The sequence below is a fragment of the Streptomyces sp. SudanB182_2057 genome (assembly GCF_964272715.1).
GTDB classification, from domain to species: Bacteria; Actinomycetota; Actinomycetes; order Streptomycetales; family Streptomycetaceae; genus Streptomyces; species Streptomyces rubradiris.
In genome coordinates this window covers 4,039,342-4,052,776 of sequence record NZ_OZ186798.1, presented here as the reverse complement: position 1 = coordinate 4,052,776, position 13,435 = coordinate 4,039,342, and the positions used below count along the sequence as shown (strand labels likewise).

Below are 13,435 nucleotides of genomic sequence, written 5' to 3'. Positions count from 1 at the left end.
TGAGCCGTGTCCCGGTTCGGGAGCGCGGGTGTTCGGGGGGTCCTGTGTTCTGTCGTCCACGCATGTCCGGGAACGTGCTTCCACCCGTCCTGCCTCGGCCGTCGGCGTGACGGCCCCCTTGGTCGGTCTCAACGGAACGGGTGGGGCAGCCTTGCAGCGCGACATCGAAGTGAAGCTTCTGCGTACCCTGCTGGCTGTCGTCGACGAAGGCGGCTTCGCCCGTGCCGCCCAGACCCTCCACGTCACCCAGCCGACCGTCAGCCAGCAGGTGCAGCGGCTGGAATCGATCGTCCGGACACCGGTGTTCCACCGCACCAGGCGCCCGCTGCGGCTGACCCCGGCCGGCCGGGAACTGGTGGCCCACGCCCGGCACGTGATCAGGCTCAACAACGACGTGCTCAACCGGGTGACGGCCCTGTGCAGCCAGGCCACGCTGAGCATGGGCTGCTCCATCCACTTCGCGGACGGGCTGGGCCTGATGTTCTCCCGGCTGGACGCCGAGATGCCGCACGTGCGGTGCGCGATGGTCACCGACCTGAGCACCCCGCTGGCCGACCGGGTCGCCGCGGCCGACATCGACGCGGCCCTGCTGCTCGGCACCCAGACGGCCCGCGCGGAGACGCTGGGGCGGCTGCGGCTCGACTGGTTCGGCGGCCCGCCGCCCACGCCCGGGCGCGGGGTGCCCGTCGCGCTGCTCGGCGGCAGCTCGGCGCTGAGCCGGCACATCGCGGAGACGCTCGACCGCAACGGGGTCGCCTGGTACTCGGTGCCCTGGTGCAACGATCCGCACACCGTGCGGGCGTCCGTGCAGGCCGGTCTCGCCTGTACGGCACTGTGCGAGAACGCCCACCAGAGGGATCCCGGAATCCGTCCCGCCCCGCCCGGAGTCCTCGGCCCCGCCCCGTTGCCCCTCCCCGTCTACCTGGCCTTCTCGCCCACCCTGCGCGACGGCGCCGTGGACGTCGTGCGGGCCGTGGCCCGGATGATCGTGGCGGGCATGCCGATCGCTCCGCCGTGACCTGATGCAGAGACGTTTCTGATGCAGAGACGTTTCTCTGGAAAGAGGCACGGCAGACGCCGGCCGGGAAACCGGCACCGGGGGCGGAACGACCGCATCGGCGAGCGGGAGAACCTCCGACGGCGGCCCGTGCCGCGTCGCCGGCCCGGGGGAGTGACCGGCCGGGACCGGCCGCCGTCGGAGGTGCGTGGGGGCCGCTCAGTACGAGCCGCGGCCGGCGCCCCGCGCCGTCAGCTTGGGGCCGTACGGCGCGGAGTCCAGCCACTCGCCCGCCCTGCGGCCGGCCGAGGCCACCGCCGCGGCGGCGCGCTGGCGCAGCCAGAGGGACGGGCGGTGGGCCAGCATGTGCTCCAGCGCGGCGCTGGCGCAGGCCCGGTTGTAGGCGGCCGCCTCCTTGCGGTCCTGGGCGAACGCCGCGATCGCCGCCCCGGCGGCGGCCGGGTCGCGCTCGCTGTCCAGGGCCTGGGTGATCGCCTCCACCGCCCGGACGGCGTCCGGGATGCTGGAGTTCATGCCGCGCGCGCCGAACGGCGCGAACAGGTGGGCCGCCTCGCCGGTCAGCAGGATCCGGCGGTGGTGGTCGGTGAACCGTTGCGCGACCTGCTGCGCGAAGCGGTACGTCGACACCCAGCGGACCCGGTCGCCGTACGCCTCGGGCAGGATCCGCGGGATCCAGCGGCGCAGGCCCTCCGGGGAGACGAACCGCTCGGGGTCGTCGTTCACCAGCAGGTTGAGGTCGACCCGCCAGCCGCCCGCGAACGGCACCGTCAGCACGTTGCGGCCGCCGACGGCCGGATGGCGGTAGTGGAAGACGCGCTCCATCGGCAGCGGATTGTGCTCCGGGTCGTCGTCGAGGTCGACGACCACGAAGGTGTTCCGGGACCGCGGACCCTCCAAGGGGCTGTCGATCGCCGAGCGCAGCGCGGAGCGGGAGCCGTCGGCCGCGACCACGTAATCGGCCTGCCACTCGCGCCCCGCCGAGTCCTTGAGCAGGACGCCCTCGGGGGTGCTCAGCGCCGAGGCGATCTCCACCCCCCAGTGGAACTCCACGCCCCGCTTGCGGCAGGCCGCCGCCATCAGGTCCTCGGTGATCACCTGCGGCAGGCTGGTGAAGTGCGGCAGGCCCTCGCGGGTGCTCGGCGGATAGGTGCGGGTGTAGACCTCCTTCCCGGCCCAGTACGAGCGTTTCGTCGCCCACATCACGCCGCGGCCCGCTATCTCGTGACCGAGGCCGGGGCTCAGCCGCTCCAGTTCGCGCAGCGAGGCGCCGTGCAGGTAGGCGGCCCGGCTGCCGGGCCGTACGGTGCTCTCCGTACGGCGCTCCAGGACCACCGCGGGCAGGCCGGCGGCGCGCAGGGCCAGGGCCGCGCCGAGGCCGGCCGGTCCGGCGCCCACGACGAGGACCGGGTGACGGGGGGTGGGTCCGGTGCTCGTGCTCACGCCTGCTCCTTGGCGAGGTGGAGGGTGTCGGAGGTGAAGCGGACGATCCGGCCGTCCAGACCGCCGGTGAGGGCGGCGTGCCACACCGCGGTGCGGATCGCGGACTCGTCGCGGCGCAGCACGGCCTCGTCGGCGTCGGTGCTCAGTTCGAGGTAGTCGCCGGCCCGCCGGGCGGTCAGCCCGGCGGCCTCGGCGGCGCGGGCCACGGGCTGGAACTCGGGCACGTCGAGCACGTACAGGGCGAGGCTCACCGGCCGGCTCCTTCCGTGTCCTTGCGGATCAGTTCCGCCTTGCGCCGCCACAGCGCCTCCACCGTCGGCCGCGGCGACTCGGCGACGTCGGCCAGCGCCCGGACCGTCAGCTCCGCGTCCCGGGCGTCGATCCCGGACATGGGCCGCAGCGGACGGGTGATCTCCAGCTGGATGCCGTTGGGGTCGTCGAAGTAGACGGACTCGATCAGTTCGTGCGCGAGCGGGCGGGTGACCCGGACGCCGTGGCTCTTCAGCCGCTCGCGCCAGGCGAGGAGCTCCTCCTCGGTGTCGACGTGGAAGGCCAGGTGCCGCGAGCGGTGCATCAGGTCGCTCGGGGCGTCCTCCTCGGGCAGGCCGAAGTAGTAGAAGAAGGCGATGCGGTTGCCCGCGCCCATGTCGAAGAAGAAGTGCACGAAGTCCGGGTAGTCCTCGGTGACCCACCCGTTGGCGGTGATGGCGTGCACCAGCGGCAGGCCGAGGGCCTGGGTGTAGAACTCGACGGTGGCGCGGGGCTTCCAGGTGACGAAGGCGAGGTGGTCGACCCCGTCCACGCGCAGGACCGGCGGACCGGCCGGGGGACGGGCGGACGGTGATGCGGTTGCCAATGCTCCTCCAGTGGTTGGGGCAGGGGCGCTGCGCGCGGGGCCGGGGTCGGGGCCGGTTCAGCTCGCGGTACGCCCCCGCAGGCCCGTCACGGTGATCAGCGCCCCGGCCAGCAGGGTCAGTCCGCCGACGACGAGCGCCCACTCGGTGCCGCCGGCGTTGGTCGCGGACAGGTTGAGCACCACACCGAGGACGGCGACGCCGAGGGAGGCGCCGACCTGGCGAGCGGAGTTGAGCGCGCCGGCCCCGATGCCGGCCAGCTCGGGCGGTACGGAGCTCGCCATGCCCGCCACCAGCGCGGGCAGCGCGAAGGAGACGCCGAACCCGAAGGCGAGCAGACCGACCACGGTGGCGGTCAGCGCCAGGGCGGAGTCACCGGTGAACGGCGCCTGGAGCAGCGCGCCGACGCCCATCAGGACGAAGCCGGTGGTGGCGGGGCGGCGCGGGCCGATGCGGCCGACGAGACGCCCGGTGTAGATCGGGTTGAAGGCGGTGGGCAGGGTCAGCGGCAGGAAGGCGAGGCCGGCGCTGAAGGAGGAGTAGCCGCGGCTCTCCTGGAAGTACAGCGACAGCACGAACAGCAGCCCGGACAGGCCGAAGTTGGCGAGCAGACCGGAGGCGAGCGCGGCGGAGAAGCCACGGCTGCGGAACATGCGCAGCGGCAGCATCGCCGCGTCCCCGGCCCGCGACTCGGCGGTGACGAACACCGCGGCGGCCACGGCGGCCAGCACGAACCCGCCGACGACCAGCCCCGCTCCCCAGCCCTTGGACGGACCCTCGATCAGCGCGTACGACAGGGCGCCCAGCGCGACGACCGCGCTGACCTGGCCGGGGACGTCGAGCCCGCTGCGCTGCTTGAGGGCGGTCTCCGGCGCCAGGCGCATCGTGATCACGAAGCTGACCAGCGCCAGCGGCACGTTGATGAGGAAGATCGCGCGCCAGCCGACGGTGTCGGTGAGCGCGCCGCCCACCAGCGGGCCGGCGGCCAGGGCGAGCCCGGTGATCGCGGCCCAGTTGCCGACGGCACGGGCGCGGTCGGCGGGGTTGCTGTAGGCGTTCGTGATCACCGCCAGGGAGGCGGGCAGCAGCAGTGCCCCCGCCACACCGAGCGCCAGGCGCAGGGCGACCAGGGCGCCGAGGGTGTTCGCGGCGGCGGAGACGCCGGAGAGGACGCCGAAGGCCGCCAGGCCCCACAGGAAGACCCGGCGCCCGCCGAGCCGGTCGGACAGCCAGCCGGCCGTCAGCAGCAGGGCGGCGAAGGTGATGGTGTAGCCGTTGGTGACCCACTGCAGACCGCTCAGCCCGACGTGGAGGCTGGTGGAGATGGCGGGCAGTGCCACCGAGACGATCGTCATGTCCAGCAGGACCATGAAGTAGCCGAGCGAGAGCCCGACCAGCAGGGTCCGCGAGGGCTTGTCGGTTCGTGCCGGTGCGACGGAAGCCCGCTGCGGTTCCGCCTGCGTCGACATGGAATTCTCCTTTGTTCGATTGCGCGAATTACCGCCACGGAAGAGGAAGTCGCGGGGGGCGGTACCGACCATTCAAGCGGACCGGAAAGGCGAATTGCCGCTGGTGACGACGGGAATGCCCTATGGGTAACATCGGCTCAGCCGATGGGTCGAGCAAGGGGGAGCCGGGACGTGGAGCTACGACATCTTCGGACGTTCGAGACGGTCGCCCGGACGCTCAGCGTCACCCAGGCGGCCAGGGAACTGCATTACGCGCAGTCCAGCGTCAGCGACCAGATCCAGGCCCTGGAGCGCGAGCTGGGCGTGGACCTGCTCGACCGCTCCCAGCGGCGGGTGCGGCTGACCCCGCAGGGCGTGGCGCTGTCGGAGTACACCGAGCGGATCCTCAAGCTGCTGGAGGAGGCCCGCTGGGCGGTGTCCCGGCCCGGCGCGGAGGTGGCGGTGGGCGCGCTGGAGACGGTGTGCCTGCACCTGCTGCCCGGCGTGCTCGCGCGCTACCGCTCGCTGTACCCGGAGGCCCGGGTCCGCGTCACACAGGGCAACCGGGGGGAGCTGTACAAGGCGGTACGCCGCGGTGACGTCGACGTCTGCCTGACCTTCGGCGCCCCGCCGGCGGACGCGGGGCTGCGGGCCGAGACACTGGCCGAGGAGCCGCTCGTGGTGATCGCCCCGCCGGACCATCCACTGGCCGAGCGCGGCCGGGCACCGCTCGCCGAGCTTGTCAAGGAGCCGTTTCTGGCCACCGAACGGGGCTGTGGATTCCGGGAGATGTACGACGGCGCCTTCTCCGGCGCCGCCGCCAAGGAACCGGTCGCGGAGGTGTCCAGCATCGGCACCCTCGGCGCCTGCGTGGCCGCGGGCATGGGCTGCGCCCTGCTGCCGCACGTCGCGGTACGGGCCCAGGCGGACCGGCGCGAGGTCGCGCTCATCGAGGTGGAGGACGCCCGCCTGCGTACGGCGGTCACCATGACCTGGCTGGACCGCAACTCGACCAACCCGAACCTGGTGGGGCTGCAGACGGTACTGCGCAGGCAACTGGGCGTCTGAGAAGCGGCGTTGGGCGGCAGGGTGCGCCCCGACCGGTACGGTCCACCGGCCGGCGGTCATGTTCCCGCCTCCGTGCGGCTCGCGGGTGTCACGGGGGTGCGCCGGGGCGGACGCGCGGGCAGTGGGGGCAGGGGGAGCGTCCGCAGGCGGGCGCGGGCGATCTTGCCGGTCACGGTCGTGGGCAGCCGGTCCACGACGACGAGCTGTTCGGGCAGCTTGTAGGTCGCCAGGCCCTTGCCGGACAGGTGCCCGGTGACGTCCTCCAGGGTGAGGCGCGCCCCCGCGCGCAGCGCGACGACCAGGCCGGCGCGCTGCCCGAGGCGCGGGTCGGGGCGGGCGACCACGGCGTGCTGGGCCAACTGCGGCAGGTCGTTCAGCAGTTCCTCCACCTCCAGCGCGCTGAACTTCAGCCCGCCCCGGTTGATCAGCTCGTCCGCCCGGCCGCGGTAGACGACGGAGCCGTCCGGGCGCAGGGCCGCCAGGTCGCCGGTGCGCAGCCAGCCGTCCGGGGTGAACGCGGCCCGGGTCGGCTCGGGGGCGCGGTGGTAGCCGGAGAACATCCACGGGCTGCGGTACTGGAGTTCACCGGTCTCGCCGGGCGCGGCCGGCCCGCCGTCCCGCTGGATGCGCACGGCCGCGCCGAGGGCGGGCCGGCCGATGGTGCCGACCGCCTCGGGCGGATCCCCGGGACGGGTGTACGTACCGGCGCCGATCTCCGTCATCCCCCACTGCACGATCAGCCGGGCGCCCAGCACGCGCCGTACGCCGTCGGCCAGTTCGCGCGGCACGGGGGCGCCGCCGGTGCGCACCTCCCGCAGCCCGGGCGGAGCGCCTCCGGGCCAGGGGGCCGGGAGGGCGAGCAGGTCGCGCAGCTGGGCCGGGACGGCGAAGGCGGCGGTGGCGCCGCAGGCGCGCAGGGCGGCGGCGAAGGCGCGGGGTTCCCAGGCGCCGAACAGGCCCACCGCTCCGCCGGTCACCAGGGCGAGATGCACGGAGAGCAGCCCGAAGGCATGGCTGAGCGGGCTCGCGGAGACGATGGTGTCCCGCGCGCCGAACCCGCCGTCCGTCGCCACGGCCGCCGCGTTGCCGAGGAGCCCGGCGTGGCTGTGCACGCACAGCTTCGGCTGCCGGGACGTCGTACCGGAGGATGCCAGCAGCACCAGCGGGGCCGCGGGGTCGGCGGGCGGGGGCGGCAGCCGTACGGCGGGGTCCGCCGTCAGGCTCGCCAGGTCCGGCAGCCCTCCGGTGGAGGCCGGGACGCCGCTGTGGGCCTGGGCACCGGTGTCGGCGGCTCCGCGTCCCGCGCCGGTGGACACCCAGACGTGCCGCAGCCCTGGGCAGGTCTCGCGCAGGGCGCGGATCTCGCCGAGGTGGTCGCGTCCGCGCCGGCCGGCGGCGACCACCAGCGCGACCGCGCCGGACTGCTCGATCAGTGACCGCGTCTCACGGCTGCCGTAGGCGGAGTGCAGGGGCAGCAGCAGCACACCGAGCCGGGCGGTGGCCGCGTGCAGCACCACCAGCTCCCAGGAGTTGGGCAGCCGGGCCGCCAGCACATCGCCGGCCGCGAGCCCGTGCCGGTGCAGGGCGGCGGCGGTGCGTTCGGACTGGCGGAGGCAGTCTTGCCAGGTCCGCCAGTGGCCGCCGTCCCACACGGCGGGTTCCCGGCGGCCGGCCGCGCGTACCAGCGCGTCGGTGAAGGTGCGGGACGAGGTCAGGAAATCCGTGGGTGGAGCGTTCACGAGGAAACCTCCGTTGCGGCAGAACGAAACAGGCGCTGCCTTGCGAGAGGGGATTCTGCGGGGCGCTCGATCTCCTGGTCCAGCATTCGCCGATAAGAATTGCCGATCCTGTGCGCCCGGCCGGAACCGATAAGAAAGCTCAATGAAGGGCGAGGAGCGCCCTATCGCGCCGGGACATCGTTCGGTGCTGCCGATGGCCGTCATCGGGAGAGGCGAACCGTGGATTTCCCGAACGTAAGAAACCTCAATAGAGAATGCTCGTGTTCCGCTTCTCCGGCGGGTCGGAAAAAGCCGCGTGCGAACCGATCGACTCCCCCGATATGGGCCATCCGCAAGACCGAATCGTCAGATCGCCGCAGGTCAGAGCGGGTGACGAGGGGGTGGTCCGGCAGTCGGTGGCGCCCCGTTCGCGGATCGCTCTTGCCCGGAAAACCAAGACCTGCACAGAATTCCGGCGGCCCTGAGGCAGGAGGTATCAATGGCCTTCGTACAATCCTCCGGCACCACCCGCCCGTCATTCCGGCCGGCCGCCGAGCCGACCACTGACGGCGCGTTCCGCGCGGCCGACCTGCGCCGCCTCGACACGGTCGTCCGCGACGCCCGCCACGCCAGTACCGCACCGGCGTCCGAACTCCTCGCGCCGCTGCGGCCGGGTGGCACGGCAGCCGCGCTGACCGAGCGGGAGTGCACCTTCGACCACTGCGCCGTTCTGCTGTTTCCCGTCACCCTCGAAGCGGGCCTGCGCCACTTGGCGGAGCGGGGTCTGGCGCCCCTCCCCGCCGTGCCCAGCACCGTGGTGCGGGCCCGGCTCGCCACCCGCCACGGCCTGGACCCGGCCCGCTGCGACGTCCACATCACCCGCCTGCGGCTCACCCTGCCGGACGGGCGACGGCACCCCGCCGTGGAGGTCTTCCTCTTCCCGCGCGACAGCGAAGCCTTCGACGAGCGGATCGAGGCCGCGGAGTCCGCGCACGGCTTCGAGAACCACACCGCGTTCGTCGTCGGCCGTCCCTCCGGCCCCCTGCTGCGCCGGCTCGTCACCGCCTGGCACGCCGAGGCGGGGCTGCTGTGGGAGGGCGGCGGCCACAACCCGCACGAGGGCGGTCCGGGGGGATCGACCGTGACGTACTTCGTGCGCGACCACCGGAGCCCCGCCCGCCGGCGCCGCTTCGAACTGCACTGCGCCGGCGACCTGCGCGGCGCCACCGACGGTCTGCCCCGCCCGGCCGAGGCCGTCCGCCATGCCTACGAGGCGTGGCCGGCCGCCCCGGAGCACCCGGACGCCTGAGCGGGACCCACGGGGATCCCCGTGCGAGCCGTCCCGTCGCCCCACCCTGCGTACCCATCCCTAGACCACCGGGAGCACCCGTGCTGCGGAACGAAACGCTCAGGAACATCGCGCTCACCCCCGAACTCCACGACTATCTGCTCGTCCAGGGCAGGATGCTCCCCGACCCGCTGCTGGCGGAGCTGGCCGAGCGGACCCGGGAGGCGATCCCGGACCAGGCGCACATGGTGGTCGCCCCCGAGGAGGCCGCCCTGCTGACCTTCCTGGTGCGGCTGCTCGGCGCCCGCACCATCGTGGAGGTCGGCACCTTCACCGGCTCCTCCTCCCTCTGTCTGGCCCGCGGGCTGGCCCCCGGCGGCTCCCTGATCACCTGTGACGTCTCCGCCGAATGGACCGCGCTGGCCCGGGAGTTCTGGGCCCGCGCCGGGGTCGCCGACCGCATCGAGCTGCGCCTCGGCCCGGCCGTGTCGACCCTGCGCGCCCTGCCCGCCGAGCCGCACGTCGACCTCGCCTTCATCGACGCCGACAAGCCCGGCTACATCGACTACTGGGAGGAGCTGGTCCCCCGGATGCGTCCGGGCGGGCTGATCCTCGTGGACAACACCCTGTTCAGCGGCCAGGTGATCGACGAGTTCCCCGGCGCCAAGGCCGCCGCCGTGCACGCGTTCAACGAGCACGCCCGCAACGACGATCGCGTCGAACTGGTCCTGCTGCCGGTCGCCGACGGCCTCACACTGGCGCGCCGGCTGCCCGCCGGGGCGTCGTCGTTCTGATGACGGCCCCCACCGCACCGTACGCGCTCGCCCCGACCCCTGGAGGACGGCCGTGACCGGGCTGACCCGCCCCGGATACCCGCTGCACCCGCTCGCCGTCGAGGTCCCCCTCGACGATCTCGACGAGGACTTCCCGCGCGACCTGGGCGCGGCCCCGCAGCAGCCGGCCTGGCACGACCCCGTCCGGGCCGCGGCGGTCCGTGCCGAACTCGCCCAGCTGCCGGGCCTGGTGACCTGGGAGGAGGTACGCCTGCTGCGCACCCTGCTGGCCGAGGCGGCGACCGGCCACTACCTGGTCGTCCAGGCCGGCGACTGCGCGGAGGACCCCGCCGAGTGCGCCCCGGCGACGGTCATGCGCAAGGCGGGCCTGCTGGACGCGCTGGCCGGGGTGATGGTGGCGGCCACCGGCCGTCCGGTGGTGCGCGTCGGCCGGATCGCCGGTCAGTTCGCCAAGCCGCGCAGCGCGCCCACCGAGCTGGTCGACGGCGCCGAACTGCCGGTCTACCGCGGCCACTTGGTCAACGCGCCGGAACCCACCGCGGCGGCCCGCCGCGCCGACCCGCGCCGCATGCTGGAGTGCTACTACGCCGCCCATCGCGCCGTGACCTATCTGCGGCAGCGCACCAGCGACTGGGCGCTGCCCACCGGCGCCCCGGTGTGGACCAGCCACGAGGCGCTGGTCCTCGACTACGAGCTGCCGCTGCTGCGCCGCACCACGGCCGGGCACGTCCTGCTGTCCTCCACCCACCTGCCCTGGATCGGCGAGCGCACCCGGCACCCGGACGGCCCGCACGCCCGGATGCTGGCACAGGTGACCAACCCGGTCGCCTGCAAGGTCGGCCCGACGACCCGCCCGGTGGAGCTGCTCGCCCTGTGCGCCCGGCTGGACCCGGACCGCGAGCCGGGCCGGCTGACCCTGATCTCCCGGATGGGCGCCTCGGCGGTGCGCACCGCGCTGCCGCCGCTGGTCGGCGCCGTCCGCGAGGCCGGGCACCGGGTGGCGTGGCTGTGCGATCCGATGCACGGCAACACCGTCAAGGCGCCGTCCGGGGCGAAGGTCCGGGTGGTGCGGACGGTGGTGGCGGAGGTCCGGGCCTTCCTCGAGGCGGTCACCGAGGCCGGCGGCACCCCCGCGGGCCTGCACCTGGAGACCACCCCGCACGACGTCGCCGAGTGCGTCCGGACGGATCCGGCCGAACTCGGCGCCACCCCGGCCGGGACCGCGCCCGCCACTTTGTGCGATCCCCGGCTCAACCCCGAGCAGGCGCTGGAGGTGGCCCGCGCCTGGGCGGCCCCGCCCGTCTGACCCACGCCACCGGCACCTCACCGACGTCATACCGACCATGAGAGGAAACGTCATGTCAGAGACGGTCATCCGGGAGAACGACGGCACGTACGCCATGATCAACGTCTTCGACGTGGAACCGGAGAAGCAGCAGGAGCTGGCCGAGGTGCTCAGCGAGGGCGCCGAGAAGTTCATCCGGCACCGGCCCGGCTGCATCTCCGTGAACATCCTGACCAGCCTCGACGGCAAGCGCCTGGTCTACTACGCGCAGTGGGTCAGCAAGGCCGACATCAAGGCCACCATGGGCGACCCGGACGTGCAGGTGTACCGGGACCGGGCCGCCGCCCTGGCCAAGCCCGACCCGCACGCGTACACGGTCTTCGCAGTCCACCACCCGGAGAACTGACCCCCACCCACCCCGGCCGGTCCTACCCACCCCGGCGGCCGGTCCTGCCCGACCCGTCCACCGGCCCCGGGCGATCCGCCCGGCCCAGCGGACCCAGCGGGTCCGGCCCGTACGGCCGGTGCAGCGGGTCCAGCGGGTCCAGCGGGTCTGGTCCGTACGGTTGGTGCAGCGGGTCCAGCCGGTCCGGTTTGTACGGCCGGTCCCGTTGGTCCAGCGATCGCAGCCGGTCCGATCGGCCCAGCGGGCCTGGCCGGTCCGGTCGATATGCCGGTCCGGGACGTCCGGCCGGTTCAGCGGGTCCGGCCCGTCCAGCGGGCCCGGCCGGTTTCGGGCGGTCCTGCCTATCCGGCCGGGCCCGCTCGTCCGGCCGGGTCGTGGTCGGTCATGCCAGTCTGGCTCGTTGAGCCGGGCCAGCGGTCCCAGCCGTTCCGGCGGGTCCGGCTCGCCCGGCCTCGTAACGGCCGACCCGGCCGGTTCAGTGGGTCCGGCGGGTCCGGCCTGTTGAGCGGGTCCTGCCGGTTCCAAGCGGTCCTGCCCGTCCGGCCGGGTCGTGGCCGATCGTGCCGGTTCAGCAGGCATGGCAGGTCCGACCGGTCATGCCGGTCCGGCTCGTTGAGCCGTGCCAGTGGTCCCAGCCGATCTGGCGGGTCCGGCTCATCCGGCCTGTAATAGCCGACTTGGTCGTTCGAGCGGGTCCGGTCCGTACGGCCATCCGGCCGGTTCAGTGGGTCCGGCGGGTCCGGCCTGTCCAGCGGACCCAGCCGGTTCCGGCCGGTCCTGCCCGTCCAGCCGGACCCGCTCGTCCGGCTGGTCACGCCGGTCCGGCTGGTCACGCCCGTCCGCCGGTCACGCCCGTTCAACCCGTCCGGCCGCGCACTCCCCGGCCCCCGCCCGTGGCGGTGCGGAGCCGGTGATCCGTTGCCCACCTCCCCGGGTAAGGAGACACCCGTACATGTCCCGTCGCCTGTTCACCTCGGAGTCCGTGACCGAGGGCCATCCCGACAAGATCGCCGATCAGATCAGCGACGCCGTCCTCGACGCGCTGCTCGCCCAGGACCCCACCGCCCGGGTCGCCGTGGAGACCCTGATCACCACCGGCCAGGTGCACGTGGCCGGGGAGGTCACCACCACCGCCTACGCGGACATCGCGGCCCTCGTCCGCGAGACGATCCTCCGCATCGGCTACGACTCCTCCAAGAAGGGCTTCGACGGCGCCTCCTGCGGAGTGTCCGTGTCGATCGGCGCGCAGTCCCCGGACATCGCCCAGGGCGTCGACACCGGCGGCGCGGGCGACCAGGGCCTGATGTTCGGCTACGCCACCGACGAGACCCCCGAACTGATGCCCCTGCCGATCCGCCTCGCCCACCGTCTGTCCCACCGGCTCGCCCAGGTCCGCAAGAACGGCACGGTCCCCTACCTGCGCCCCGACGGGAAGACCCAGGTCACCATCGAGTACGACGGTGACAAGGCCGTCCGCCTGGACACGGTGGTCGTCTCCTCCCAGCACGCCTCCGACATCGACCTGGAGTCGCTGCTCGCCCCCGACATCCGCGAGTTCGTCGTGGAGCCGGAGCTGAGGGCGCTGCCGGACGAGGGCATCAAGCTCGACATCGAGGGATACCGCCTGCTGGTGAACCCGACGGGCCGGTTCGAGATCGGCGGTCCGATGGGCGACGCGGGCCTGACCGGCCGCAAGATCATCATCGACACCTACGGCGGCATGGCCCGGCACGGCGGCGGCGCCTTCTCGGGCAAGGACCCGTCCAAGGTGGACCGCTCGGCGGCGTACGCGGTGCGCTGGGTCGCCAAGAACGTCGTCGCGGCCGGCCTGGCCGCCCGCTGCGAGGTCCAGGTCGCCTACGCGATCGGCAAGGCCGAACCGGTCGGGCTGTTCGTGGAGACCTTCGGCACCGCACGCGTCCCGCAGACCGTCCTGGAGAAGGCCATCGGAGACGTCTTCGACCTCTCCCCGAAGGGCATCATCCGCGACCTCGACCTGCTCCGCCCGATCTACGGCCGGACCGCCGCGTACGGCCACTTCGGCCGCGAGCTGCCCGACTTCACCTGGGAGCGCACCGACCGCGTGGACGCGCTGCGCGCCGCGGCGGGAGTCTGA

General features: G+C 73.6%; 12 protein-coding genes. 7 read left to right on the top strand and 5 right to left on the bottom strand.

Going from position 1 to position 13,435, the window contains the following annotated elements:
* Window positions 1–169 precede the first annotated feature (169 nt).
* Window positions 170–1,018, top strand: coding sequence for a LysR family transcriptional regulator (locus ACSURM_RS17620; protein ID WP_436956165.1), 849 nt, complete (start codon window positions 170–172; stop codon window positions 1,016–1,018).
* Window positions 1,019–1,216: 198 nt separating this feature from the next.
* Here the strand turns inward: ACSURM_RS17620 and ACSURM_RS17615 are convergent, their stop codons facing one another.
* From ACSURM_RS17615 to ACSURM_RS17600, 4 genes are read right to left on the bottom strand one after another with little or no spacing between them, the layout of a single operon-like run.
* Complete coding sequence (locus ACSURM_RS17615) at window positions 1,217–2,458, bottom strand: FAD-dependent monooxygenase (RefSeq protein ID WP_436956163.1); 1,242 nt, start codon at window positions 2,456–2,458, stop codon at window positions 1,217–1,219.
* Window positions 2,455–2,709, bottom strand: a complete 255-nt coding sequence (locus ACSURM_RS17610) for a hypothetical protein (protein ID WP_037656281.1) — start codon at window positions 2,707–2,709, stop codon at window positions 2,455–2,457. The genes ACSURM_RS17615 and ACSURM_RS17610 overlap by 4 nt, the downstream gene beginning before the upstream one ends.
* Window positions 2,706–3,314 carry a VOC family protein gene (locus ACSURM_RS17605; RefSeq protein ID WP_436956161.1) on the bottom strand — a complete coding sequence of 203 codons (609 nt, stop codon included), beginning with the start codon at window positions 3,312–3,314 and terminating at the stop codon, window positions 2,706–2,708. The genes ACSURM_RS17610 and ACSURM_RS17605 overlap by 4 nt, the downstream gene beginning before the upstream one ends.
* Before the next feature lie 57 nt (window positions 3,315–3,371).
* Window positions 3,372–4,781 carry an MFS transporter gene (locus ACSURM_RS17600; protein WP_436956159.1) on the bottom strand — a complete coding sequence of 470 codons (1,410 nt, stop codon included), beginning with the start codon at window positions 4,779–4,781 and terminating at the stop codon, window positions 3,372–3,374.
* Window positions 4,782–4,952: 171 nt separating this feature from the next.
* Between ACSURM_RS17600 and ACSURM_RS17595 the strand changes: the two genes are divergently transcribed.
* A complete protein-coding gene (locus tag ACSURM_RS17595) occupies window positions 4,953–5,828 on the top strand; it encodes a LysR family transcriptional regulator (protein WP_436956157.1) in 876 nt (291 codons plus the stop codon).
* Between the two features lie 56 nt (window positions 5,829–5,884).
* Here the strand turns inward: ACSURM_RS17595 and ACSURM_RS17590 are convergent, their stop codons facing one another.
* Window positions 5,885–7,567 (bottom strand): class I adenylate-forming enzyme family protein, encoded by a 1,683-nt coding sequence (locus ACSURM_RS17590; RefSeq protein WP_436956155.1) that lies wholly within the window; start codon window positions 7,565–7,567, stop codon window positions 5,885–5,887.
* 478 nt (window positions 7,568–8,045) lie between these two features.
* On the opposite strand from ACSURM_RS17590, the gene ACSURM_RS17585 reads away from it, so the two are divergent.
* The 5 genes from ACSURM_RS17585 (at window position 8,046) to metK (ending at window position 13,435) form a co-directional block, all read left to right on the top strand.
* Window positions 8,046–8,855 (top strand): hypothetical protein, encoded by an 810-nt coding sequence (locus tag ACSURM_RS17585; RefSeq protein ID WP_436956153.1) that lies wholly within the window; start codon window positions 8,046–8,048, stop codon window positions 8,853–8,855.
* An 80-nt stretch (window positions 8,856–8,935) separates the two neighbouring features.
* A complete protein-coding gene (locus ACSURM_RS17580) occupies window positions 8,936–9,628 on the top strand; it encodes an O-methyltransferase (protein WP_436956152.1) in 693 nt (230 codons plus the stop codon).
* Between the two features lie 61 nt (window positions 9,629–9,689).
* Complete coding sequence (locus tag ACSURM_RS17575; protein WP_436961126.1) at window positions 9,690–10,934, top strand: 3-deoxy-7-phosphoheptulonate synthase; 1,245 nt, start codon at window positions 9,690–9,692, stop codon at window positions 10,932–10,934.
* Between the two features lie 52 nt (window positions 10,935–10,986).
* Entirely contained in the window at window positions 10,987–11,319 is a 333-nt protein-coding gene (locus tag ACSURM_RS17570; protein WP_030780474.1) for a putative quinol monooxygenase, read from the top strand.
* 952 nt (window positions 11,320–12,271) lie between these two features.
* Window positions 12,272–13,435 carry a methionine adenosyltransferase gene (metK, locus tag ACSURM_RS17565; protein WP_436956151.1) on the top strand — a complete coding sequence of 388 codons (1,164 nt, stop codon included), beginning with the start codon at window positions 12,272–12,274 and terminating at the stop codon, window positions 13,433–13,435.

What these genes read in the sequence shown, in the direction of transcription:
- ACSURM_RS17585 (WP_436956153.1), top strand. Translation starts at nt 8,046, where the DNA reads ATGGCCTTCGTACAATCCTCCGGCACCACCCGCCCGTCATTCCGGCCG.
- metK (WP_436956151.1), top strand. Translation starts at nt 12,272, where the DNA reads ATGTCCCGTCGCCTGTTCACCTCGGAGTCCGTGACCGAGGGCCATCCC.
- ACSURM_RS17600 (WP_436956159.1), bottom strand. Translation starts at nt 4,781, where the DNA reads ATGTCGACGCAGGCGGAACCGCAGCGGGCTTCCGTCGCACCGGCACGA.
- ACSURM_RS17570 (WP_030780474.1), top strand. Translation starts at nt 10,987, where the DNA reads ATGTCAGAGACGGTCATCCGGGAGAACGACGGCACGTACGCCATGATC.